General features: G+C 39.0%; 19 protein-coding genes and 2 pseudogenes. 14 read left to right on the top strand and 7 right to left on the bottom strand.

The annotated features are described in order from the left end of the window. Positions 1-1,413: an aldehyde dehydrogenase family protein gene (locus tag EDC17_RS07000; protein WP_132777384.1), complete on the top strand. Its 1,413-nt coding sequence runs from the start codon at positions 1-3 to the stop codon at positions 1,411-1,413. 57 nt (positions 1,414-1,470) lie between these two features. Here EDC17_RS07000 and EDC17_RS07005 read toward each other — a convergent pair whose 3' ends face one another. After that, positions 1,471-1,818, bottom strand: coding sequence for a phage holin family protein (locus tag EDC17_RS07005; RefSeq protein ID WP_132777385.1), 348 nt, complete (start codon positions 1,816-1,818; stop codon positions 1,471-1,473). Between the two features lie 161 nt (positions 1,819-1,979). Here EDC17_RS07005 and EDC17_RS07010 point away from each other — a divergent pair, with 161 nt between their 5' ends. The 3 genes from EDC17_RS07010 (at position 1,980) to typA (ending at position 5,941) form a co-directional block, all read left to right on the top strand. After that, on the top strand, positions 1,980-2,411 hold the full coding sequence (locus EDC17_RS07010; RefSeq protein WP_132777386.1) for a DUF2147 domain-containing protein: 432 nt from the start codon (positions 1,980-1,982) through the stop codon (positions 2,409-2,411). A gap of 344 nt (positions 2,412-2,755) precedes the next feature. After that, on the top strand, positions 2,756-3,946 hold the full coding sequence (gene kbl, locus EDC17_RS07015; RefSeq protein WP_132777387.1) for a glycine C-acetyltransferase: 1,191 nt from the start codon (positions 2,756-2,758) through the stop codon (positions 3,944-3,946). A gap of 189 nt (positions 3,947-4,135) precedes the next feature. Beyond that, positions 4,136-5,941: a translational GTPase TypA gene (typA, locus tag EDC17_RS07020; RefSeq protein ID WP_132777388.1), complete on the top strand. Its 1,806-nt coding sequence runs from the start codon at positions 4,136-4,138 to the stop codon at positions 5,939-5,941. A gap of 166 nt (positions 5,942-6,107) precedes the next feature. Here typA and EDC17_RS07025 read toward each other — a convergent pair whose 3' ends face one another. Together EDC17_RS07025 and EDC17_RS07030 are read right to left on the bottom strand one after the other, a co-directional pair. Next, positions 6,108-6,608, bottom strand: coding sequence for an ecotin family protein (locus EDC17_RS07025; protein WP_132777389.1), 501 nt, complete (start codon positions 6,606-6,608; stop codon positions 6,108-6,110). A 143-nt stretch (positions 6,609-6,751) separates the two neighbouring features. Next, entirely contained in the window at positions 6,752-8,605 is a 1,854-nt protein-coding gene (locus EDC17_RS07030) for a Xaa-Pro dipeptidyl-peptidase (RefSeq protein WP_132777390.1), read from the bottom strand. Between the two features lie 140 nt (positions 8,606-8,745). On the opposite strand from EDC17_RS07030, the gene radA reads away from it, so the two are divergent. Then, positions 8,746-10,131 carry a DNA repair protein RadA gene (gene radA / locus EDC17_RS07035; RefSeq protein WP_132777391.1) on the top strand — a complete coding sequence of 462 codons (1,386 nt, stop codon included), beginning with the start codon at positions 8,746-8,748 and terminating at the stop codon, positions 10,129-10,131. 154 nt (positions 10,132-10,285) lie between these two features. Here radA and EDC17_RS07040 read toward each other — a convergent pair whose 3' ends face one another. Continuing rightward, positions 10,286-10,954: a TlpA family protein disulfide reductase gene (locus EDC17_RS07040; protein ID WP_132777392.1), complete on the bottom strand. Its 669-nt coding sequence runs from the start codon at positions 10,952-10,954 to the stop codon at positions 10,286-10,288. A 64-nt stretch (positions 10,955-11,018) separates the two neighbouring features. Here EDC17_RS07040 and EDC17_RS16840 point away from each other — a divergent pair, with 64 nt between their 5' ends. From EDC17_RS16840 to EDC17_RS07050, 3 genes are all read left to right on the top strand, one after another. Further along, a complete protein-coding gene (locus EDC17_RS16840; RefSeq protein ID WP_165894380.1) occupies positions 11,019-11,159 on the top strand; it encodes a hypothetical protein in 141 nt (46 codons plus the stop codon). A 76-nt stretch (positions 11,160-11,235) separates the two neighbouring features. Then, positions 11,236-13,158: a glucosamine-6-phosphate deaminase gene (gene nagB, locus EDC17_RS07045; RefSeq protein WP_132777393.1), complete on the top strand. Its 1,923-nt coding sequence runs from the start codon at positions 11,236-11,238 to the stop codon at positions 13,156-13,158. A 170-nt stretch (positions 13,159-13,328) separates the two neighbouring features. Continuing rightward, the gene (locus EDC17_RS07050) at positions 13,329-15,788 is read left to right on the top strand and encodes a TonB-dependent siderophore receptor (RefSeq protein WP_132777394.1); all 2,460 of its coding nucleotides are present in this window, start codon (positions 13,329-13,331) and stop codon (positions 15,786-15,788) included. A 92-nt stretch (positions 15,789-15,880) separates the two neighbouring features. Here EDC17_RS07050 and EDC17_RS07055 read toward each other — a convergent pair whose 3' ends face one another. Beyond that, on the bottom strand, positions 15,881-16,828 hold the full coding sequence (locus EDC17_RS07055; RefSeq protein WP_132777395.1) for an AraC family transcriptional regulator: 948 nt from the start codon (positions 16,826-16,828) through the stop codon (positions 15,881-15,883). A 91-nt stretch (positions 16,829-16,919) separates the two neighbouring features. On the opposite strand from EDC17_RS07055, the gene EDC17_RS07060 reads away from it, so the two are divergent. The 3 genes and pseudogenes from EDC17_RS07060 to EDC17_RS07070 form a co-directional block, all read left to right on the top strand. Beyond that, positions 16,920-19,370, top strand: a complete 2,451-nt coding sequence (locus EDC17_RS07060) for a TonB-dependent receptor (protein ID WP_132777396.1) — start codon at positions 16,920-16,922, stop codon at positions 19,368-19,370. 3 nt (positions 19,371-19,373) lie between these two features. After that, the gene (locus tag EDC17_RS07065; protein WP_132777397.1) at positions 19,374-20,786 is read left to right on the top strand and encodes a hypothetical protein; all 1,413 of its coding nucleotides are present in this window, start codon (positions 19,374-19,376) and stop codon (positions 20,784-20,786) included. 128 nt (positions 20,787-20,914) lie between these two features. Continuing rightward, positions 20,915-21,676 (top strand): annotated as a pseudogene (locus tag EDC17_RS07070) (transposase); the annotation flags it as partial. An 87-nt stretch (positions 21,677-21,763) separates the two neighbouring features. On the opposite strand, the gene EDC17_RS07075 reads toward EDC17_RS07070, so the two are convergent. After that, the gene (locus tag EDC17_RS07075; protein ID WP_243646069.1) at positions 21,764-22,204 is read right to left on the bottom strand and encodes an ATP-binding protein; all 441 of its coding nucleotides are present in this window, start codon (positions 22,202-22,204) and stop codon (positions 21,764-21,766) included. 271 nt (positions 22,205-22,475) lie between these two features. On the opposite strand from EDC17_RS07075, the gene EDC17_RS07085 reads away from it, so the two are divergent. The 3 genes from EDC17_RS07085 (at position 22,476) to EDC17_RS07095 (ending at position 26,360) form a co-directional block, all read left to right on the top strand. Continuing rightward, a complete protein-coding gene (locus EDC17_RS07085; RefSeq protein WP_132777398.1) occupies positions 22,476-22,904 on the top strand; it encodes an HYC_CC_PP family protein in 429 nt (142 codons plus the stop codon). A gap of 87 nt (positions 22,905-22,991) precedes the next feature. Beyond that, the gene (locus EDC17_RS07090; RefSeq protein ID WP_132777399.1) at positions 22,992-24,380 is read left to right on the top strand and encodes a TolC family protein; all 1,389 of its coding nucleotides are present in this window, start codon (positions 22,992-22,994) and stop codon (positions 24,378-24,380) included. A 12-nt stretch (positions 24,381-24,392) separates the two neighbouring features. Next, complete coding sequence (locus tag EDC17_RS07095) at positions 24,393-26,360, top strand: efflux RND transporter permease subunit (RefSeq protein ID WP_262708177.1); 1,968 nt, start codon at positions 24,393-24,395, stop codon at positions 26,358-26,360. A 10-nt stretch (positions 26,361-26,370) separates the two neighbouring features. On the opposite strand, the pseudogene EDC17_RS17015 reads toward EDC17_RS07095, so the two are convergent. Then, positions 26,371-26,584, bottom strand: a pseudogene (locus tag EDC17_RS17015) (IS1634 family transposase); the annotation flags it as partial.

Consider the following 26,584-nt stretch of genomic DNA (forward strand, 5'->3'; position numbering starts at 1 on the left):
ATGCAAAAAATCACTGTTGAAGAAATTGATGCAATATATGCCCAGCAGGTAGCTAATACTTGGCAAGTCAAACAAACGAGTATTGCACAGCGTACGACTTGGCTAGGAAGCCTTAAGCAAATTATTCGTATCAAGGAAGAGGAGATTAAGGCAGCGATATATAAGGATTTTAGAAAAAGTCCGATTGAAACCGAGACCACCGAAATCTTGGCGAGCCTTCTGGAAATTGATCTTTTCATCAAGAATCTCAAAAGATGGGCTAAGCCGAAATCCGTCAATTCTTCTCTGCTTTTTGCGAGCACAAAGGCAAAGCTACATTACGAACCCAAAGGAAATACACTTATTATCACACCATGGAACTATCCTTTTCAGCTGCCGATAGTGCATCTGGTGGCTAGTATAGCCGCAGGAAATACCGTCATACTTAAACTCTCTGAATCAACACCGCATATTAATGCCGTAATAAATGATATTATCAGCAATCTTTTTGAAAGAAAGCATGTAGCGGTCATGGTCGGTGAAGTGGAAGAAACCACCCATCTCTTGTCCCTCAAATTTGATCACATACATTTTACGGGATCGCCCAATGTGGGTAAGATTATAATGGCGGCGGCTGCCAAAAATCTCTCGGCAGTGACATTAGAGCTGGGTGGCAAGAGTCCTGCCTTCATCGATAAAAGTGTCAATTTGCGCGAAACAGTTAAAAATATTATTTGGGCAAAATTCGTCAACATGGGGCAGACATGCATCGCTCCGGACTACTTGCTCATCGACAAAAATATAGCTGCTGATTTTGAGAAAACCATACGACAAGAAATACTCTCCGCATTTGGAACATCAGCCATATCGAGTACTGACTTGGCACGTATCATCAATGAAAAACAATACGATAGATTAGCGTCATATGTAGAAAATCTTGAAGCCAGCAGTGCAGAATGGATTGTAAAAGGCGAAAATTATAGGGATCAACTCTTTATCCATCCTATGGTAGTCAAAAATATGCCGATGAATAGTCCCATCATGCAAGATGAGATTTTCGGACCCATCCTCCCTATAATTTATTATGAGAGGCTCCAAGATGCCCTAGAAATAGTAGCGAGGAAGGAAAAGCCGTTAGCACTTTATATTTTCAGTAAAGACAAGCAGTACCAAGATAGAGTTTTACAACATACCACCGCTGGGGGCACCACGATTAATGACGCCATGATTCATATCATACATCCTGCCTTGCCATTCGGCGGTGTCAACAATTCAGGCATCGGCCAGTCTCTGGGAATATATGGTTTTAAAACATTCTCTCATGAGCGAGCAGTCTTAGAAGCCAAATACTTTCCGATGAGTAAGATGTTTTGGTACCCATACACCTCCCGGACCGAACAGGTCTTATCTTTTTTCAAGAAAATATTTGGGTAAAAAAATACCTAAGTCAAGGACTTAGGTAAATAAGTGTAGTAGTGTAGTGCTATATAATTACTTTTCTTCGCCTCTGATTTTACCAATTATCATTTCCAGTACGGCTACAATAATGGCAAATAACATAGCGTTCCAAAATCCTCCAACTTCAAATTTACTACCTAAAATAGCATCACTTAACATGACCATCAGTACCGTTATAATAAACGAGATCAAACCAAAAGTCAACCAGTTAAGTGGAAAGGTAAACAGACGTAAAATACCTCCGATTAAAGCATTGACTAATCCAATAACTAGTCCTGTCACGATTGCCCACCAAAATCCCGCGACATGAGCACCAGGCACAATATAGGCTGCAACAACAACTACCAATCCCGTTAAGAGTAAAGATAAAATAAATCTCATGACACAATTATTAAAAAAACTTAAACTTTTATTAGTGTTTAATGTCAAAAGTAGTGCCAATAAGTCTAATTAAGAATGAGAATCTTACGAACTTTTTTATAAATACTATGCTGGCATAATTTTTATTTTTTTATCTTTAATATGAATATAAAACTCACATTATGAAAAAGATTTTATTAGCATGCTTTGCTTTGATTATGGCCTTTGCTGTGCAGGCGCAATCCAATTCAGATATTGTAGGCAAATGGACCACTGTAGACGATGAAACTGGTGAAGCCAAATCCATCGTTGAGATTTTCAAAAAATCAGACGGAAAATACTACGGAAAGATTGTGAAACTATTACAAAAACCCGCAAATGACAATTGTGTAAATTGTAAAGATGACCTCAAGAACAAGCCTTTATTAGGTCTAGAAATTATTCGCGGACTCAAAAAAGAAGGTAACGAATTTACTGGAGGTAGCATCACTGATCCTAAATCAGGCAAAACTTATAAATGTACAATTACCCGAAATGGAGACAAATTAGGTGTCCGTGGCTATGTGGGATTTTCACTCATCGGAAGAACCCAGACGTGGACCGCTACAAAATAACATCCATAGCGGATAAGACTTAGAAATAGCGACGGAAAATATTAGGGCACTGAAAAAGTCCTCTTCAAAAATTTGAGTATCAAAAAAAGGGAAAAAGCACATATTTAACCCACTGAGAATCTCATATTTGAAGAGTTGTTGCTAAATGCATTCAAATAAACAAAGGATAAGGGCTTATGAGTATAAAAATTCATAAGCCACTTTTTTAGTGGATAGTTTATCAGTGCCCTCGAAAATATCCGGCGCTTTTTTTATTAAAATCAAACAAACGATTTCACAACTTTTTAGAGTTTTAAATATACTATATTTGTATTACTAGTAGGTCATACTTAATCTCATATACTATGTATAAAACATTAAAACCAGCGCTGGAACAAGAACTAGCTGCTATTAAAGAAGCAGGCTTATATAAAGAAGAACGCATTATCACCACTCCCCAAGGAGCGGATATTAAAGTAAGCACCGGTCAGGAGGTAATCAACTTCTGTGCGAACAATTATTTGGGATTATCCTCCCATCCAAACGTAATCGAAGCTGCAAAAAAAGCAATCGACACGTATGGATATGGTATGTCGTCGGTACGATTCATCTGCGGCACGCAAGATATCCACAAGGAATTGGAAGCTAAGATTTCTAAATTTTTAGGTACTGAAGACACCATATTATATGCTGCTGCTTTTGATGCCAATGGTGGCGTATTCGAACCTCTATTGGGTGCTGAAGATGCAATTATTTCGGACGAATTAAATCACGCATCCATTATTGATGGTGTCCGCTTATGTAAAGCGCAACGTTTCCGTTATAAAAATTGCGATATGGAAGATCTAGAAGCACAATTGAAAGCAGCTTCGGGTGCAAGACATAAAATAATTGTGACAGATGGTGCATTCTCTATGGATGGCTCGGTTGCTCCGTTGGACAAAATCTGTGATTTGGCAGACAAGTACGAAGCATTGGTTATGATTGACGAGTCGCACTGCTCAGGTTTTATTGGTAAGACTGGGCGCGGCACACATGAATTATTCAATGTTATAGACCGCGTAGACATTATCACGGGCACCTTGGGCAAAGCGCTTGGTGGAGCTTCAGGAGGTTTTACATCAGGCAAAAAAGAAATAATTGATATGTTGCGTCAACGATCGAGACCCTACTTATTCTCTAACACGCTAGCTCCTGCTATCGCTGGTGCTTCAGTAGCTGTATTGGATATGCTTAGCGAAACGACAGAATTACGCGACAAGCTAGAAGCAAACACGAAATATTTCCGTGAGAAGATGACTGAAGCTGGATTTGACATCAAACCAGGCTTCCACCCTATTGTTCCAGTCATGTTGTATGACGCTAAACTGGCGCAGGAATTTGCCGCTAAAATGCTGGAAGAAGGCATTTATGTTATCGGATTTTATTACCCAGTTGTTCCACAAGGAAAAGCTAGAATTCGTGTTCAAATTTCAGCAGGACATGAAAATCATCACTTGGATAAAGCCATTGCGGCCTTTACAAAAGTAGGCAAAGAATTGGGTGTGATTAAATAAAACATCTTAATACCATAGAGTTGAAAAACTCAATTTATTTCCTGCAATCAAGGATTTTCAAACGAATTAATCTAAGTATTTGATTATGAAATAAAACCCATAAAAAAATAATAGATAAAATAATAAAAATTGAGGTGCAAAATAATTATCTTTGCACCTCAATTTTTATTTATAATACATTATCGCTCAATGCAAAATATTAGAAATATCGCGATTATCGCTCACGTCGATCACGGGAAAACAACATTAGTAGACAAAATCTTACATTTCACAAATCTTTTTAGAGATAATGATGGTACAGGTGATTTAATTCTAGACAATAATGATTTAGAACGTGAACGCGGTATTACAATCGTTGCTAAAAACGTTTCAGTTCAATATAAAGGCGTTAAAATTAACGTAATTGATACACCAGGTCACGCCGATTTCGGAGGTGAAGTTGAGCGTGTATTGAAAATGGCGGATGGTGTTGTTTTATTAGTAGATGCTTTTGAAGGCCCAATGCCTCAAACTCGTTTCGTAACTCAAAAAGCTTTGGCTTTAGGCTTAAAACCGCTTGTTGTTGTTAACAAAGTAGATAAAGAAAACTGTCGTCCAGAAGAGGTTTATGAGAATGTTTTTGATTTGTTCTTTAGCTTAGACGCTACTGAAGAGCAATTGGCATTCCCAGTATTATACGGATCATCTAAAAATGGTTGGATGTCTACAGATTGGAAAGAACCTAAAGAGGATGTTTCTGAATTGTTAGATGCGATCATCGATCACTTCCCTCCTTCTCCATTTGTGGAAGGTACTCTACAAATGCAAATCACATCATTGGATTACTCTACTTTCGTAGGACGTATCGCTATTGGTCGTGTTGCGCGTGGTACAATCAAAGAAAATCAGCCTATTTCATTAGTAAAACGTGATGGGAAAATCGTAAAATCACGTGTAAAAGAATTGCATACTTTCGAAGGCTTAGGTCGTCGTCGTGTGGCTGAAGTAGCTTGTGGTGATATCTGTGCGGTTGTTGGTATTGAAGGATTTGATATTGGTGATACTATCGCTGATTTCGAAAACCCTGAGCAATTAGAGGTTATCAGCATTGATGAGCCTACAATGAATATGTTGTTCACGATTAATAACTCTCCTTTCTTTGGTAAAGAAGGTAAATTGGTTACTTCGCGTCACATACATGATCGTTTACAAAAAGAATTAGAGAAAAACTTAGCATTACGTGTGGTTCCTACAGAATCTCCTGATGCGTGGTTAGTATATGGTCGTGGTATTCTTCACTTATCTGTATTGATCGAGACTATGCGTCGTGAAGGTTACGAATTGCAAGTAGGTCAACCTCAAGTAATCTTGAAAGAAATCGACGGCAAAAAATGTGAGCCTATTGAGGTTTTAGTTGTTGACGTACCTGCAGAAGTTTCGGGTAAAGTAATTGAATTAGTAACACAACGTAAAGGTGAGTTATTAATTATGGAAACTAAAGGCGAAATGCAACACTTAGAGTTCGAAATCCCTTCACGTGGTATCATCGGCTTACGTAACAACGTATTGACGGCTACTGCTGGTGAGGCTGTAATGGCGCACCGTTTGAAAGGTTACGAGCCTTGGAAAGGAACTATCCCTGGACGTCTTCATGGTGTATTGATCTCTTTGGATAAAGGTACTACTACTGCATACTCTATCGATAAATTACAAGATCGTGGTAAATTCTTCGTTGATCCAGGAGCAGAAATCTATGAAGGTCAAATCTTAGGTGAGCACATCCGTGACAACGATTTAACAATCAACATCGTTAAAGGGAAGCAATTAACAAACATGCGTGCTTCAGGTACGGATGACAATACACGTATTGCACCAGCTATCAAATTCTCTTTAGAAGAGTGTATGGAGTATATTCAAGCTGACGAATACATCGAGGTAACTCCTCAGTCAATCCGTCTTCGCAAAATTCACTTAACAGAGAATGAGCGTAAAGTAAATGCTAAGAAATACCAATAGTATTGGTTTCTAAATAAAAAGTAAAAGCCTCGAATCAATGATTCGAGGCTTTTACTTTTTATTAGAACGTCATTTAGGACAGAATTCAATGTAGTGAGAAATCCAATATTTTAATCCTGAGATTTCTCATTCCGTTTATAATTCATTCGAAATAAGGACAAAGCAGCTATTTACTTCTTTCTTCTGCAGCAAAGTATATTTCCTCTTCTGCTTTGTATATCTTGAATTGCACATCATACTCTTCAGGCACATATATGACAATCGGCAATTTTCCATTATAACGAATCATTTCTGGCTGAGCCGTCACGAAGAGATTTCTTTTAGCAGCATCAGGACAACCGATCATAGTTGATGTTACTTGACCGTTTGTTTTAAACACATAATAGTTGTATCCCCAGCCTTGTAGGTCTTTTGTTTCGAGCAATCCTTGTAAATGAAATGAATTACAACCATCCACTTCCATCCATTTACCTACTGAAAATTCTATTCTCTTTTGATCGTCCTTATCCGAATGTGGCACTTCTATTACTACTTTCTTGTATCCTGCCTCAGGATTTGGAAATCTAGATAAATCCTGTTTTGTAATCACTTGCTGAGCCATAGCTTGAATTGAGAATGCAATAAACAACACAAATAACCCCAAAGTTTTAATTCTATTATGTTTCATAACTTCTTACTTTTTATCATAAGACGATAATAAAAGACAAAAGATTACAGTTGACGTCCCAAATTAGTTGTTGTTAACACTATTTAACAAATAATAAGCGTCAGCAGATTCAATTCTAGCGCTTATTTTATTTTTATATTTACTTACTGAGTAGCTTTTTCATAAGCAACCTTACCACCTACAATTGGTAAGGTAATGATGGCGCCATTTAACTCAATTGTAATTTCAGTTCCTGCTTTTGGCCATAAAGTAAATTCTTTATCGCTAGAGAAAAGCATTAACCCTATTTGTTTACCAGCAGGTATTACTTGATCATCCGGTTGTAAATCAAATTTTAAATCATAGAACTTACCCGGCTTTAGAGGAACACCTTTCGAAATAGATTTATAATTTTGAGGATCTGCCCAACCACGAGTAATGATGTTTTCGGTTATTTTGGCTTTTTTATCCTCCGACCATGGCAATGCCACCAACCATACAGAAAAGTTTGCGGCAGGTTTGTTGACTGCTAATTTAACTGAGACACTCGCTATACCGGATATATGAAGGTCTTCTTTCAATACTGGACTTACATATAGCAAACGATTCTCTGATTGCTTAGCTGTAGCCAAATCTTTTCCCGAAAAAGAAACATCATCCACTAAGACTTCTTTAGTTTTAGCTTCAGGTTTGGCTACTTGCAATGTCCCTGCCGAGCGACCTCCCTGACCTAAATACAATTTGACAGCTGTAGCTGCAGGATTCGGATAATCTACATAAGATGTAGGATTATTTTGTTTGTCATTTTCCCTAACAATCCAAGATTTAGGATCATTCTCCACACCATTTTCTATATTAAAAAGGAAACGTGTAAACCACTTGTTCATCATTTCATGCGGAGGCTCACCACCATGTCCGCCTTGGTGATAATAAATCTGAACAGGCAATCCTTTGGCTTTTGCTTCTTTATATATGCGATAACTATGCTCAGGCATTACGTTCCAATCGTTGAAACCATGCGCCATTAATAAAGCTGCCTTGAAGTTTTTCATCGCGTTTAAATAGTCACGACCTGCCCAAAACGCATTATAATCACCACTTTCTCTATCAATACCATTTAAGATTTCGCCATCGCGATAAGTCTTATTGTTATAAGCTCTCTTATCTTCAGCACCACTATGGATAAAATCGAAAAGCACGTCTACATCTTCGCCTAAATAACCGCCTGGGCTACGTACCAGTCCATTCGAGCGGTAATAATGATAATAAGATGTATTCGGCGCAATCGGAATTATAGCCTTTAGGCCTTCAACGCCTGTCGTGGCCGCTGCTATGGGCAATGTGCCATTGTACGACGTTCCAGTCATTCCCACATTACCTGTACTCCAAAACGCATGCACTTTCTCTTCTCCATCTGGAGTTGTATAGCCATTATCCTTTCCAGACAACCATTCAATGACAGCTTTTGGTGCTAAGGATTCATTTACACCACCAACTGTAGGAGAACCTTGTGAGAAACCTGTACCTGGTGAGGAAGAATGCACCACTATGAATCCCCGAGGCACCCATTGTCTAATTAATGAATTTGAAATTATAGGCCTTTTACCTGTTCGCACTACACTTGGGTGGATGCGGGGTTTGGGGGCTTTGGCACCCAGCTCATGTTTAACATTCCACATCACTCCCTCCAAATCGCCAGCCACGCCCGCATAATACGGACTGGTTTCATAGATTATAGGAAGTTTTAATTCTCCGTTCTCAGTTTGAGAAGGGCGTGTCACACTTACGTGCATACGATCAAGTTTACCATCGCCATCTGTATCAAAAGAAGTTTCGACCCACAAATCATGTCGTATCCATTTCGTAGGATCCTGAAAAGCTGCTACAATTTGAGCTTGACCATCCTTGAAGAAAGGGGTCGCACGGGTTGAATCTTGTTTTGCGTGAGCAATAGATGCAAGGGAATGAACTATAAACAGTAAAAGTAAATAGAACGATTTAGTCTGTTGTCGTATCATCGGATATGGTTTATAACAATGTAATTGATTTCCCTATTAGGTTGGCTGGGAAATTTCTAACCTAAGTAAAGGAAATTTATTGTTTGGCACAATGGATTTGGAAAATAATTTTTAAGCTATATTTTTACTAATTTAGCCTAATGGCAAAATCAAAATCAGCACATTTCTGTCAATCCTGCGGATATGAATCTCCTAAGTGGCTAGGACAATGTCCCTCGTGTAAACAATGGAATACTTTTGTAGAAGAAGTGGTTACCCCCCCCTCCTCGCGCGTTCCGGAATGGCGAAGTACCAACAATTCGACATCGGGAAAACGACAAAATCAAGCGGCCATTATTCATGAGATAGTCTATACCGAAGAACAACGTCTGATTACACCGGATAAGGAGTTTAATCGCGTCTTAGGTGGCGGTATTGTCCCGGGGTCATTGGTTTTGATCGGTGGAGAACCTGGTATTGGTAAATCTACGTTGATGTTGCAATTGGCACTTTCAATTCCTGCATCTAAGGTATTGTATATCTCTGGCGAAGAAAGTGAACAACAGATTAAAATGCGTGCCGAACGCTTGTCGCAGCATTCGAAAGCAAACTGTTATATCCTCACCGAAACTTCTACTCAAAATATTTTCAAACAAGCGGAAGCTGTTAAGCCCGATATTGTCGTTATTGACTCCATTCAGACTTTACACTCCCAACAAATCGAGTCTGCTCCGGGCTCTGTCTCTCAAGTGCGTGAATGTACCGCAGAATTGTTGCGCTATGCCAAAGAAACCAATGTTCCGGTCTTTATCGTAGGTCATATTACGAAAGACGGATCTATCGCAGGACCAAAAGTGTTGGAGCACATGGTGGATACCGTACTGCAATTTGAAGGGGATCGTCATCATGTATACAGAATTTTACGTGCTGTTAAAAATAGATTTGGTTCTTCATCCGAATTGGGGATTTACGAAATGCAGGGTTCGGGATTGCGCGAGGTATCCAATCCTTCCGAAATCATGATCTCTCAACGCGATGAGCCGACGAGTGGTGTGGCTATCGCTACTATGCTGGAAGGCATTCGCCCACTGATGATTGAAGTACAGGCTTTAGTCGGTAATTCAGCATTTGGAACACCTCAGCGTAGCTCTACAGGATTTGACACCAAAAGATTAAATATGCTATTAGCTGTTCTTGAGAAAAGATTTGGTTTCAGATTAAGCGTTCAAGATGTATTCTTAAATATAACAGGAGGGCTCCGTGTCGAAGACCCAGCTATTGACCTAGCTGTCATCGCCGCGATTATCTCTTCTCAACAGGATATGCCTTTGCCTACGAATATTACATTTGCGGGTGAAGTAGGACTGTCTGGCGAAATCCGTGCTGTCAATCGGATTGAGCAACGTATTGCAGAGGCCGAGAAATTAGGATTTGAAGGAATATTCATCCCCAAACATAACACAAAAGGATTAGATGCCAAGAAATATAATATTGCCCTCCGACCCGTCGGAAAATTAGAAGATGTTTTTCGGGCGTTGTTTGGGTAGAAAAAGGACAGAGGGTTACAAAAAAATTATAGAACAGAAGGTTCATTTCGACCAAGGGGAGAAATCTAAAATTAATAGTAAATCAATTATAGTATTAGATTTCTCCTCGTTCCTCGTCGAAATGATAAAGAAGTTTGTTTTTTCTTCCCTATTATCACTTTAATATCTCTTCTAACTTTTTTCTTAAATCATCACCGTGCAGGTTACGGGCAACAATAATTCCCTCTGGGTTGACCAATACATTTTGAGGTATTGCTTTAATTCCATATACTCCTGCCGCTCCATTATTCCAGTGCTGTAAGTCCGAAATGTGTTTCCATGTCAGTTTATCATCATCAATGGCTTTTTTCCAAGCTTTCATATCTCTATCAAAAGAAACACCCAATATTTCGAAATTTTTATCTTTAAAATCTTGATAGATGGCTACTAATTTAGGATTCTCTTCACGACAAGGAGGACACCATGATGCCCAAAAGTCGACCAACACAAATTTTCCTCTTAAATCCTGTAAGGAGTAAGGGTTTCCTTCCAAATCAAACTGCGTAATTCCCGGAGCCTTCTTGCCTACAGATGAATTTTCTACAGCCTGAATATAGCGTTCGAATATCTTTCCTTTGGTAGACTTACGCACCGATTTGTCCAATTTCTTAAAATAAACTTTCATCTCCTTTGGATCTGGATCATACGAATTCAAGCGTTGAATAAGCTGAATGGAATTTTCATCCTTGGGATTAGCAAGTATTTGTTTGATGAGTTCTTCTTTGTCTTGTGCCCATAGTGCAAGCGGCAAAACAAAAGCTATAAGAAATAAAAGTCTTTTCATGATGCAGTAATTTTTGACCAAATATAAAATAATCTACTAATTTAGTATAGTTTATAATAAAAATATGACACAAGAACCGCACAACTCTATGCGAATAAAAGTAGAAATGGCAAAGGCTAATCTTTTAGAAGTTACCAAATTAATGCCTGAAGCTCAAGAAATGCAATGCTTTAACTTAAAATTTTATCTAATAAATATTAAATAATTAGCTTTTTAATTATTAATAAGGGTATTTTATTGTTAAATTTGCAATTCACGATTCATCATAATATACCTCATAAATGGCAAGATTAAATTTATTAGAGGAAACACGTTTTGAAAAGGTACCTGTTAAGGTATACCCTAATCAAAATGTTGCTTCGATTCAAGTTGCAAATCGTATAGCTTCCATCATCAAAGAGAAGCAGGCAAAAGGCGAGACAGCAGTGCTGGGCTTAGCAACAGGTGCGACTCCAATCAAAGTTTACCAAGAGTTAGTGCGTCTTCACAAAGAAGAAGGATTGAGCTTCAAAAATGTAGTAACATTCAATTTGGATGAGTACTATCCGATGCAGCCTACTGCAGCGCAAAGCTACGTGACCTTCATGAATAAAAATTTATTCGATTACGTGGATATCCCTCGTGAGAACATTAATATTCCTGATGGGACAATAAGTGAAGACCAAGTACAAGCATACTGTGAGGCCTACGAGCAAAAGATTACCGATTTAGGTGGCTTGGACATTCAAATTCTAGGTATTGGTCGTACAGGTCACATCGGTTTCAATGAGCCGGGTTCTGCTCCAAACTCTGGAACACGTTTAGTCACTTTAGATGACTTAACACGTCGTGACGCATCCCATGATTTCGGTGGTAAGGAGAATGTACCTACCAAAGCGATTACTATGGGTGTAGGAACTATCTTCAAAGCGAGAGAGATTATCTTGATGGCTTGGAATGAGAAGAAAGCAGAAATTGTAAAAAAAGCAGTTGAGGGCGAAATCTCCTCGGATATTCCAGCTACATACCTACAATTGTCCGACAATGTAGAATTCATTCTGGATGAAGGTGCGGCTTGTTTATTAACAAGATTTGATACACCCTGGTTAGCACATGATGTAGTATGGACTGACACGTTGATCAAGAAAGCAGTTGTATGGTTATCATTAAAATTGAACAAAGCCATCCTCAAGCTTACTGACGACGATTACAACAACAATGGTATGTCGAGTCTTTCGACAACCAAAGGTCCAGCATACAACATCAATATCCGTATCTTCAACGAATTACAACGCACCATCACAGGATGGCCAGGTGGTAAGCCCGGTGTCGACGATTCTAATCGTCCTGAGCGTGCAGAGCCAGCGCGTAAAAACGCGATTTTGTTCTCACCACACCCTGATGATGACGTAATTTCAATGGGGGGTACATTTATCCGTTTGGCGGATCAAGGGCACAATGTGCACGTGGCCTACCAAACATCGGGTAATAATGCGGTATGGGATGATGATGCACGTCGATTCTTAGAGTTTGCGACAGACATCACTAGAGAATTAGGTGATGACGCATCCAAATTGGATCAGTTGTACAAAGAATCTAATACCTATTTTGCAAAGAAACAACCAAAGGAAATCGATCCAGAGATTATCCGCAAGGTGAAGGCGTATATCCGTAAAGGCGAAGCTATCGCTGGATCACGTTTTGTAGGGCTACCGGATGAGAATATTCACTTCCAAGACTTGCCTTTCTACGATAGACAAAAATTCTCTAAAGATGTATCTTTTGAGGAAGATATCCAACAAACAATGGAGTTGATGCGCCAAGTAAAACCGCATCAAGTATTTGCGGCTGGTGATTTTCACGATCCACATGGAACGCACAAAGTTTGTTTTGACATCATTTTGGAGGCATTGACACGATTGCGTGCGACTGAAGAATGGGCTAAGGATTGTTGGTTATGGTTATACCGCGGTGCTTGGTACGAATTCCCAATCCACGAAATCGAAATGGCGGTACCACTTTCTCCACAGGAAGTAAAACGTAAGCGTTTGGCGATCTTCAAACACCAGTCGCAAAAAGACTTACCTGTTTTCCCTGGGGACGATCCTCGCGAATTCTGGGTAAGAGCAGAAGATAGAACCACATATACTGCAGGTCTATACCGCAAATTAGGTTTAGCAGATTATGAAGCTATCGAAGCTTTCGTAAAATGGAAATTTAATTAATATTCATAGCTAATTATCAAAAGCCTTCTTTTAGTAAAAGAGGGCTTTTTTCTTTGTATGACTTTCTGAATGATAAATTTCTGATTGTTAAACTTTTTATCCGATTGTTTATTTTATTCTGCTTCTTCATGATTTAGCTTTGCAGTAATTTAGAATTAGTTTAAATAAGCATGAAGAAAAAAATATATTATTCGCTGTTCACATCCTGGGCCTTATGCTCAGTAGCGTACGGACAGACAACCCTTAAAGGTAAACTAGTTGACATTAAAGGCAAAGAGCTACCAAATTTTACCATCAGTTCAGGAAATAAACAAGTTCAATCGGATACCCAAGGAAACTTTCAATTATTTATCCCTCAGAGCGGCACTTTTGATATTATGGTGTCTGGTTTAGGCTACCGAAAAGAAACGGTGACCGTTATTCCGACAGGAGACATAACAGCGTTAAAAAGTATTGTTCTTCAAAAAGTCGACCGCGAAATAGAGCAGGTAGAAATTGTAGGATACAACTCCGTCAATAATAAAAAAGTAGGTGTTGCCAAATCAGGTATTGACAATAAAGATTTGCCGCAATCTGTTCAGATCATTAATAAACAAGTCATAGAGGATCAACAAATCAATACCTTAGGTGATGCGCTGAAGAACGCGAACGGAATAGCGTTGGGTGCCAATCGCGGTGGTGTTGGCGAAAATTTCTTCGCACGAGGCTACAGCTTAGGGGCTAACAATATTTTCAAAAATGGTTCACGTACGAATAACGGTGGACGTATCGAAGCAAGTACATTAGAGTCAGTAGAAATTCTGAAAGGATCTGCTGCCCTGCTCTACGGAGGCGTATCGGGCGGAGCTGTTGTCAATCTAGTCACCAAAAAGCCAAAATTTGAAAATGGCGGAGAAGTATCGTTTAGATATGGTTCCTGGGATACGTATAAACCCACTTTGGATGTATATGGCCCACTGTCTCAACAAGTAGCTTTCCGCATTGTAGGAACTGGAGAATCTGCAAATAACTATAGGGATGTAGTGAAGATAGATCGCGTGTACATAAATCCATCCGTATTGTATAAAATCAATGAACGCTCAGAACTAAGTTTCAACTTTGACTATCTAAAGTCAAATTATACGCCAGACTTTGGAATTGGATCGGTAGAGGGAAAAATAAACAATGAAGTAGGCAAAAACACATTTTTAAATGTAAAGGGTGCTTTCAACAATACCAACTCCACAAACGGACAAGCCTCTTTTGATCACAATTTTAATGACGATTGGAAACTCAGTCTTCTGGCAGGTATTCAAAACTATAACCGTAATTATTATGGGTCTGAACGATTGCAGGCTAATGCAGATGGCTTAGCTTCAAGGGCATTGAGTCGTAGTGCAACTGAAGAATTCACCAAAAATCAACAACTTAATTTGATCGGTAATTTTAATACGGGAGGCGTTAAACATCAGCTTCTTTTTGGTGGAGACATGGATCAATCGTCAACAAAAGCATATGCATTCAACATCTTCGCGGATCTCTCAAAGCCGACTACCCCATCCACTGCGTATGATCAGATAAATGTATTTAATCCTGTAGCCACACGAACTGATATACCCGAATATGCGAAAAACACATGGACTAAAACAGATGTGTACAGATATGGGGCATTTATTCAGGATTTGATTTCGCTGTCGGAAAAATTCAAAGTCTTAGCGGGCATTCGGTACACGTATCAAAGAACACCCTATTCGGAAAAATTCAATTATCAGACAGGGATAACAGAAGAAGTGAAAAATATGATCAATGGCAAAGAAGCTGGAGCAAAAGAAGATAAAGCTTGGTCGCCGAAATTTGCACTCATCTATCAACCGATTGCTAGCTCCTCTATTTATTTAAGCTACGCAAATAACTTCATTCCCAACACAGGCTATGACATCAATTTCCAACCATTAACACCTTCTTTAGTGGACCATTATGAGGCAGGCATAAAGAATGATTTCTTTGGTGGAAGACTCTCTGCGAATCTTACAGCTTATAGAATTAATAATAATAAATTCACACAAATGGCTTTATTGACAGCTGATGGGGCTGCGAATGGGGATACCAATATGAAAGAATTTACCGGAAAAACATCTTCGGATGGTATTGAACTGGATGTGAATGGCAATATCCTTCCGGGTTTGAATTTACTTGCTGGATATGCTTACAACTTTATGCGCTACACAGAAACTTTAGGTATTATCAAGTATAAGGATAGCGCTGGCAAGGATGCCGAAACATCGGGAAGTGCTGAAGGCGTACGCTTAGTAGGAACAACCGCCCACACCGGAAATGCAACCCTATTTTATAGCATTCAAAATGGAAGTTTAAAGGGATTAAAAATAGGTGCTTCAGCATTTTATACAGGTAAACGTAATGCTGGCTGGAACAACTCAAAAATTAATGAACGTGATGGAGTAAATAGACTGATTGCCGTGGATCCTTTTACTACTTTTGATATTTCCTTGGGTTATTCAGCAAAGAGATTCAGCATATTGGCTAAAATTGCAAATATTACCGACGAATTGAGTTATTTCATTCATGAAAATTATTCAGTGAATCCGATCCCGCCAAGAAACTTTACAACAACCTTATCTTATAAATTTTAATAGTTCCCTAAAGTGACAGACTTTACAAGGAATACAACTTGAAAAATAATACCGATAAGAAAACGCTTCACAAAATTGTGAAGTGTTTTCTTTTATAAAATTCCAATAAAATTTTCCAATTCGGAGATAACCTCTCTTGCTCCATGCGCGAGTAAATAGGTATAACGCAACGAATTGGGTATAAAGCCAAAATATTTTTTGAAAGCTGTCGTAAAATGTGTCGAGTGCTTGTAGCCTGTCATACGGGCCACATCAGCCACACGATAATCCCCACTCACAATTAATTCCTTCGCATAATTCATTTTTCGGTCGGTAATATAATTCGACACAGTCTTACCGAAATATTCTTTGAAATACTTCTTTAAGTATTGTTCGTTTGTACCCACTTCTTTTGCTAATTCAGGAATCGTAAAATTCTTTGACACATCACTATCAATCATTTTTTTCGCCAACATAATTTTGTCGTAATGGCTCTTTACAACAATTACTTGCTGATTATCGTTCTCAACCATCAATCCATCGATCTGATGCGCTATAATCTCAATCAAATTAGACTGAATTTTCAATTGATTTAATAAGGAAGGCTGTTGGTACATTTCCAACAATTGAGATTGCAATAACTGCATCCTATTGTCACTGCACGTAAGTAAACCATCTTTGAAACGCGAACTATTTTGTTGGAATTTGAGCTCAAAATCTTCCAGATAGGAATGCGGAATGAAAATGACTATTCCCACATTTCGTTCATATATATTTTTCCATTCAAACACATCTTGTTCGGTTACTTTATGAATAACGTTCTCTCCTCCTCGGATTACATATGAATTTTGATTGATAAAATAAGGACAAATACAATTATCAGCATTTTTAAACAGCAAAATATTCAGAAACCCATTTACTGGAGAGGACAAATTAATTGCACCTTCCTTATGCAATAAAAGGTAATGCAAGTTCAGATTGAATTCTTGCAGAACACTTTTATCACTAGAAAACTTTGCAATATTTTCCGATTGTGAAGTATTATCTCCCGATTTCGTCATTTTCTTATTTAGAATAAATCTAGATTTGCAGCACAATATTTATTTAGACTGAATCTAAATGATATCAAAGTTAACATATTAATCTTACTTGATGAAAAATATATATCTTATCGTTCTATTTATTGCAGCACACCTCAGCGTCTATGCCCAACAGCAGTTTAGCATCAAAGGGAAAGTGCACGCTGTAAACGGAAAGGCGATGTCACATGTCACCCTGCGAATAGAAGGCACAGAGCACATCGTGATTACGGATAAAAATGGACGTTATGCATTTCAAAATGTTCCTGCCGGCCAATACAACCTTCATATCTCCTCTCTGGAAATAGAGAGCAAAGTTCTACCCCTAACCGTTGACAAAAATCAGGATGACTTACATATTCATATTGACGAGAAAGACGGAATTTCAATAGATGAAGTGACGGTACAACGCAAAACCGTGAAAAAAGACATAGAAACCTCTGGTTTTGCCGTGGCCGTGATTGAGACCAAAGAAGCTTCCTTGCGTAACTTGACGACAAATGAATTATTAGACCGTTCTGTGGGAATACGTGTACGCCAAAATGGTGGAGAAGGTTCTCCTATCGAATACAACTTGAATGGAATGTCAGGCAGTACAATAGGTATTTTCTTGGATGGAATCGAAATCTCAACTTACGGGTCATCCTTCAATCTAAATAATATCCCTCCTGCCATGATAGAACGCATTGAAGTCTACAAAGGCGTTCTTCCTTCGCATTTATCTGGCAATTACATCGGCGGAGCAATTAATGTGGTGATGAAGAAAGATGCGTCAGCCAATAATATTACCGCTGCCATCTCTTATGGATCCTTTAATACGTACCGTGCGGACATTGGCGGATTGTACCGCAATCAGAAAAATGGTTTCACAGCTCGAGCATCCAGCTTCTTCAACCATTCGGACAATAATTACGAGATGTGGGGCAAATTCTCCAAATACACTCGTCCGGGAGGCCGTCTGCAACGTTACTATCGTGTCAAAAGACCAAATGACAAATTCGAAACTATTGGAGCTCGATTTGAAGTCGGATATACCGATACGAAATGGGCAGACCAATTTTTCGTAGGGTATAATGTGTCTGATTCATACAAAGAAATACCGCATGGTGTCACGATGACCACTCCATATTTTGGACGATTCAATGAATACCAAGCGCATGTATTTACGATGAATTACAGCAAAAAAGATTTATTCATCAATGGGCTTTCGCTGAATGTGAATGCAGTCCATAGCCTACGCAACACATATCTACAAGATACGGTCAGCCGAGAATACAATTGGGATTATACACCTTTAATTTTGAATGAATCAGGAGCTCCTGTATATGTTGCCTATAAGCCAGGCAAAGGCCAACAAGGTGATGCGGTAATCAGTGATATCGACCGAACTATCAGCAATGTCCGCTCCAACCTTTCCTATATGCTATATGCCGGCCATCGCCTGTCCTTCAATCATAAGTTCGAAAGCTCGACGCGAAACGACAAAGACCTGCTCGTGCCCGAAAGAAGCAAGTGGATCACGAACAATGACATCACCACCAATATTTTAGCACTTAATTACGAAGCTGAAACTTTCAATGGACGCCTGAGGACAAACATTTTTGGTAAATACGGCATTTATGAAACTCTACAGCGTATTCCCGTAAGCGAATCAAATGGTCAGATGCAATACACAAACAATAAAAGCACACGCAACAATCGTGGCTTTGGCGGAACGGTGTCGTACGAGGCCATTAAAAACGGTAATATTATCTTCTCGGGAGAAAAATCATTTATCATGCCTACAGAAAGACATATCTTTGGTGAGCCTGAAAATAATTTATTGGCAAATCCCGAGATCCTTCCCGAACTAGCCATTAATTACAATTTGGGAGCAAGATATGCCCTATCCAATCAGAGTAAACATACATTCTCTTTCTATGGGAACTTTTTCTGGCGCAATGGCTATGACAAAATAATTCAACAGACACGTACAGAACCTGTATTAGAAGGTAGAGAAAATCAAGTCGAAGATATACAGGTTACGCAGTTCGTCAATTTATCAAAAACCCAATCCATCGGTTTTGAGGGCGAGGTAAACTATATCTATGCAAATAAATTGAATGCAATGGTCAATTTTTCCAAATTCAACTCTCTCTTTAAAGTGAAAAATGACGAACGCGGAAATCCCCATAGTCTGTACAACTTCCAGATTCCTAACGAACCTTTCTTTACCATCAATGCAAACGTGCAATATCGGTTGAATAATATTATCCAGAAACGCTCAGTCACGAATGTATACTATAATATGGGCTATGTTGCTCCATTCAATACGATATGGTATGAATCAGATTGGTTTACCACCCCACGCCAATTCTCGCATGATATCGGCGCCAGCTACAGACTCCCTAGCAGTAAGATGGTTATAAGCGTGGATGCGAAAAACATATTAAACGCTGAAGTCTATGATAATTTTGGCGTGCAAAAACCAGGTCGGGCATTTTACATCAAATTGAATTACACAATAAACAACTTTAATAATTAATATATGAAAAACAACCTTATATCCACCACGCTCGTAGTCGCTATACTTGCCTTCGGGGGATTTACCAGCTGCGAAAAAACCGATCAAGGACCCGTAATTGATATTCCGGCTTCAGGTCCAGATAACAAAGCGCGTACCTACCTGACACTGACAGGCGCATATCCCGATGAAACCGGAGAGGCAGGCAATGGAGGCACCAAAGCGTTTTCGATTACACCAGAACAAGCGATTAATCCGAATTTTGAGATCAACTTATTTGCGGATGGATATCCATTGAGATCACAAAGGACAGCACGTGTGCAAGGATCTACAAATGGTAATTTCTTGTATAATATCCAGTATACAGGAGCAGACGGAGGTGTATTTAATAAATATAGCGTAGAAGGCGGCAATAAATTTAAAGACACGAACGAAGAAATCAATACCGCTCCTCTACTAGGCACTTCTCCACGATGGGTTGTGGCGGCAGACGGTATCGGGGTTGGCGTTTATGCATCCGCAGCGGTAACAGGTTCCGCGGAAGGCGCAGGCGCAGATTTTGTCAGCGTAAAAAGTACAGCCAAGATTGCAGTATTGGATCTGAATGATCCCATTATGAAATACGCAAAGCAAGAATTTGAGATTCCATTTACTGAAGAGCAAAAACAAAACGGCTACCAAATTGGACGTATTGACGTGCCTATACTGAACAAAGCCCAAAATAAATTATTTATTGGCTGTAATTTGACTCGCATTGATATCACCAAAAAATCAACCCTCAATAGTAGCGGAAACCAAACTTGGTCAACAACGACAAATCAATTAGGAACAGCAACATTGGTATTGGATTATCCATCCTTGGATAATCCGAAGTTGATCTTTAACAAAAATGGAAAAGCAAACAATCACAGTTACCGCACCATGACACAGTATGTAGGTACTGATGGCCACATATACCAAGCTACAGCCACCAGCGGCTCTCAATTTTTACGCATCCATTCAGCAACCAATACATACGATGAATCGTATAATTTTGACTTAAAAACAGCGCTGTCGGCATCCAACAATATCTCGATTCGTGCATGGAAATATGTCAAAGATGGCATTGGCTTGGTGATGTATACTGAATCTGGTGTAAATGGAGGTCACTTAGCCTTAGTGGATTTAAAAGCGCAAACCGCAACGAAATTGACTACAGACAATCAGTCGGATAGTGGCTTCTCGGGTCTTACGGCAGCTCAAAACGGGGGCACCGCTTTAGTAGGTACATTTGGACAATTCCAAAATATCGGACTCATTGGTGATAACTTATATGTGCCGATGACACCAAACGGCGCGGACGGAAATATATATGTAATCAATTACAAAACGAAGTCCGTTACGAAAGGAGCTAAATTGAAAAACCAATCAGGAAGTTTCTATATCGGAGCGTACTAAATATGTTCCACTCAAAATAAAGAAGAGGCAGTCTCAAATTGGACTGCCTCTTTTTTGTATTTTATCACTTATATTATTTGTTTTAATCATCTGATTTTCAAATATTTAAGCTGTAGTCAGATTGTTTTATGAGCAAAAGAGTACCTGTCTTTAAACCTTATTATCAAGACCAGATCATGGCAATTCCTCTAAGCCTGGATGAATTGGTTTCCAAATCACATCCAGTTCGGATTGTTAATGATGTAATCAATCGAATTAATATTCAAGGGTTATTGGAAGCCTATAAAATTAAAGGTTCCTCTAGCTACCATCCTCAAATGTTATTGAAAGTACTTGTTTTCGGTTACGTTAGCAATATTTATAGTAGTCGTAAATTGGAAATGGTATGTCGAGAGAATGTTAATTTTATGTGGTTAAGCGGCATGAGCTTTCCTGACCATAATACAATTAATAGATTTCGTGGAGTTCGCTTGAAAGAAGCATTACGCAGTATTTTTGAAGAAGTAGTAAAACTATTGGCCGATGAGGGCCTTTTAAGTATTGATGATGTTTATGTAGATGGGACAAAAATTGAGGCCAATGCTAACAAGTACACCTTCGTGTGGAAGAAAAGTATCCATACCAATAAGGAGAAGATGAAGAAGGCATTAATAGAAATCTGGGAATACGCTCAAAGCGTTGCTAAAACAGAGGATGATTTACCTGACCCTCCTGATTTGACAGATATTAATAAAGAAAACGTTCAAGCTACAGTTGATAAACTAAATGAGGTACTATCCAATAATAAAGCTGTAAATAAGAAAGTACAAACTAGATTGCGTTATGTAAGTAAAAATTATCCAAGTAAAATCCAGTTGTATGAACAGCAGGAGGCTATTGTAAATGGTAAATAAGAATGCAGCATAATTGGTAACTTGGAGTACAGCATTTTTGGCACTAATAAATACACAATCCATTCCAAAAGTATGCTATAAAATTTATTTGTCCAAGAACGTTTTTCTATTCTGCATTCTATAGCTTTCCCCTGTGAGGTTTATCACCTCGCTTCGGAACAATATCCGGTCTAAAAGTGCCGTTGCGATAACTTCATCCTCCAGCATTTTAGCCCATTCTGTCGGCTTCTTGTTTGTCGTTACAATGATCGAAGTAGATTCGTAGATCTGGTTGATGAAATTGAAGAAAGCGACCGCGACATTTTTTTCCCGCGGGAACAGCATGACATCATCGATAACGATGAGGCCCGCCCGCAGCATTTTTTTGTACTCGGCAGCCTGTGAACGTACAAAGTCCCTTGTCTTTAAGGTAGAAACGATCTCTTCCATCGTCCTGAAATTGGTGGAACAACGGCAACAAACCCAAATTAAAGATACAGGACAGCCCTGTTTCCAATACGAATACCATAGATCACCAACCGACAAAAGACCTTTTCGAGTTTATCACGCAGGAACATTCGTAGAGTTCTGATTTGGGATTGTTCAGCCTGTTGCCCCAAGCACAGTGCGAGGACTACGACGAAGAACAGTTTGCCAACCGAATGAAGAGGAAAAAGAAAAAAGGTAGGAGGTTGTGAAAAATTAATTCACATCTCTTATCCATTTGGATATAATAACCGCTAATTTTGAAATATTCGATTCTCAATGTGTCAATGTAAACATATATTAATTACCTTTGCAATGTTTTAGTGTTTTTATGAAAAAACTGTTTGTCATATTGCTTTCATTCCTTTATTTGGTATTGGCTTCAGGCTTTACCCAATACTCGCATGCGTGCAAAGGAATGGCAATGAAGACATTTAGCCTGACGAATACAGCACATCAAAACTCGGACGAACCTTGTCCGATTTGTGCAGACAATGAAAAGGGGCTCACCCAGAAAAAGAAAGACTGCTGCCAGCACGAAGCAAAAATTGTAAAAGTTGAAGATAGTGTTAAAAAGCAATCGCAATTTGATTTTTCTGTAAAATTTTGGGGCGATGCAATTCCTAATAAAACATTAGGTACTGTATTTGATTTTCCTCTTATTACAGATAATACCAAACAAACTCCTTCTTATTTTTCTTCAAAAGTCCCAGTTCGCGGCACCCCTCTTTATATTTACCATTGCGTTTATAGAATTTGATTTTAGCGTATCGAATTGTCTAAAGTAATCCAATGAATTTTGGCACTACTCAAATTCTTTATGTCTAATTTCTAAATTTTATATACAATGAAATTAAAGTTCATTGCATCTATAAGTTTAGTATGGGCAATGAGTTATAATAGCTTTGCTCAAACACTAAAATTAGAAGATGCGTTATATCGTTCGGTAGAACAATACGATAAAATCAAGTCGAAACAGTCCATTGTTTCGGCAACGGAACAAAATACTATGTTCCAAAAACAACACTATCTCCCGGATGTAACCCTTGCAGCACAGCAAAGTTACGGAACGGTAAATATGCTTCACGGAACAATGTATGCTCACGGAGGTATGGCTTCGGCTTCGACTTCTATGCCGTTGGCAGAGCAAAATTGGAATGCCGCATTTGGCTCACTCTATTTTGCCAATGTTAATTGGAACTTATTTACTTTCGGAAGAATTAAAAACCAAGTTGAGTTAGGCGGTAGAAAAGAACAAACTGCCAAAGCTGATTTGGAACAGGAAATATTTCAGCATCAAATTAAAGTAAGTGCGGCTTATTTGAATTTGTTGGCAAGCCAACGCATTAAATATGTACAGGAAAAAAACTTTGACCGTGCAGGGGTATTTTTTGAAATGACAGATACACGGGCAAAGAGTGGGTTAATTCCCGAAGTTGATGCCCAATTAGCAAAAGCCGAAGTATCAAACGCCAAATCTTTACAAATCAAATCTTACGATAGAGAGCTTGAATTTTCAAAACAGTTAGCAGTTCTATTAGGCGAAGACTTTAAGACCTACCAATTAGACAGCTTATACAGCACCACTATTCCGTTACAGAGTTTAGCAAGTCTGAACAATGAAGTGGATAAGCACCCTTTGTTACAGTTACAGCAAAGTAAGATTGAGGAAAGTCTGCAATCCGAAGAAATCTTAAAGTCTAACAAAAGACCGACTTTATCGGCTTTTGGAGTATTACAAGGTCGTGGTTCAGGCTTTGAGGCGAACTATGCACAGGACAACTCCGCTTATTCTTCCAACTATCTGAAAGGTGTCGGGATAGACCGAAGCAATTACCTTTTGGGGCTTTCCCTTACGTGGAATATTACCAATCTGTTCCGTTCAGAAACAAAGGTCAAAGAGCAACGATTTCTTACACAATCCTTACAACAGGAGTTCGACTTGTTCAAAAAAGAACTCAACGCACAGACCCAAATGGCTTATTCACAGTTGAACAATGCCAAAGATAACTTTGAGGAAACCAAAGTACAGTTGTCTGCGGCTCAAATGGCTTATAAACAGCATACGGCTTTGTACGAAAACGGCTTGACTACTTTGGTAGATTATACACAGGCATTATACAGTTTGAACAGAGCAGAGATTGATTACGAAATTGCCCAAAACAATGTGTGGCAGGCTTTGCTTTTATTGGCTTCGGCGAGAGGCGATTTAGGAGTTTTTATTCAACAACAATAACCAGATTTATATATGAATAATATGATAAAATTTGCACTCCGAAAGCCAATATCAATAATGGTACTTGTACTTGGATTGGTGTTTTTCGGTGTGCGTTCAGTCAAAGATGTACAGGTAGATATTCTGCCTGAAATGAATTTGCCCGTAGTGTATGTAGCCCATACTTTCAATGGATATACACCACAGCAAATGGAGGGGTATTTTACAAAAATGTACGTGAATATGATGCTGTTTACCAACGGTATCAAAAGTATAGAAAGTAAGAATACACAAGGTTTGACCCTGATGAAAGTAAACTTCTACGAGGGTACAAATATGGGCGAGGCTATTGCCCAATTAAACGCTTTGTCCAACCGTTCTCAGGTATTCCTGCCACCCGGTGCGCCGCCACCGTTCATTATGCGTTTCGATGCTTCTTCGCAACCTGTCGGGCAGTTGGTTTTCCGTAGTCCGACTAAAACGAACAACCAATTACAGGACATCGCCAACTTTACGGCTCGTCCGTTTTTGATTGCTATTCCCGGCTTGACGACCGCACCGCCATTTGGGGGAAGTCCGAGAACCATTGAGATAAACATTGACCCAAACAAGTTACGGGCACACCAATTATCGCCCGAGCAGATTGTGGAGGCTATCAGCCGTCAAAACGTAACATCTGCGGCAGGAAACGTGTATATTGACGGGACTAACTATTTGACACCAACCAACAATACTCTTAAAACGGTTGAAGAATTTGGCGACATTCCGATTTTCAAAGGTCAGGTGGATAATGTCTATATCCGTGACGTGGCTACGGTTAAGGACGGTGCGGATATTGCCACAGGTTACGCACTGATTGACGGTAAGCGTTCGGTATATATGAACGTGGCAAAATCGGGAAAAGCCTCTACTTATAATGTGGTACAGAACCTTAAAAGGACCATTCCGAACATTCAGCGAAACCTGCCTGAAGACGTAACAGTTTCCTATGAATTTGACCAATCTGTTTACGTTATCAATGCCGTAAAAAGTTTAATGGTTGAGGGGATTTTGGGAGCGTTGCTTACGGGTTTAATGGTTGTGCTTTTCTTGCGTGACCGCAGAGCCGCATTGATTGTTATTTTGACTATTCCTATCTCGGTTATATCGGGGGTATTGTTCCTAAAATTATTCGGACAGACCATTAACATTATGACCCTATCGGGATTGGCATTGGCAATCGGTATTTTAGTTGATGAAAGTACCGTAACCATTGAGAACATACACCAGCACTTCGCAATGAAGAAGACCAAAGCACAGGCGATTTTAGATGCCTGTAAGGAAATCGCCTTTCCGAAATTGCTGATTTTGCTTTGTGTACTTGCCGTATTTGCACCTGCCTTTATGATGACAGGTATTCCCGGTTCATTGTTTATGCCATTGGCATTGGCAATCGGTTTCTCAATGATTGTTTCGTTCATTTTGTCGCAGACGTTTGTTCCTGTAATGGCAAATTGGATAATGAAAAACGAACATCATCAGAAAGAGCAGAAAGAAACCCGTTTTGACCGTTTTAAAAACCGAGTGGGTACAATGCTCCAAAATTCAATGCCTCGTAAAAAAGTCATTGTTACGGGAAGTTTTATTGTTGCACTTTTAGCGGTTGGTCTTCTTTATATGTTTACGGGAAAAGACGTTTTGCCTACAGTAAATTCGAGCCAATTCCAAGTAAGGATTACTGCACCGGAGGGAACACGGATAGAAAAGACAGAGGAAAAAGTAAAAGCCTTTTTGAAAGAATTGGACGGGCTTTTAGGCAAAGACAATATTGCCATTTCATCGGTTTATGTTGGACAACACCCCTCAACTTTCCCTGTTAGTTCTATCTTCTTGTACAATGCCGGGCCTCACGAAGCGTTGATGCAGGTAGCATTGAAAAAGTCAGCAAGTAATTCTGATGAACTGAAAGAAAAAATCAGACAGCACATCAAAGAGAAAATGCCTGAACTGAAATTGTCCTGACTTGTCCAATTTAGGTCAGCAGGTTCAATTTTGTTAGAAAATCGAGTATTTCAGGAGTTCTGGTAGCTCTCATTTTTATTTCATCGTTTGTAATTTTATTTTTTAATCGCGCATCTGTTATTTTTTTGCATTCGTGCATAAAGCTCTTTATTGATGTTTCCGTTTTTAACTCTATATGCTTAGAAGTGAATAAAGCTATGAAACAAATTAGTACATGGAGTTTT

Origin of the sequence: Sphingobacterium alimentarium, from assembly GCF_004342685.1 — a bacterium.
Classification (GTDB): domain Bacteria; phylum Bacteroidota; class Bacteroidia; order Sphingobacteriales; family Sphingobacteriaceae; genus Sphingobacterium; species Sphingobacterium alimentarium.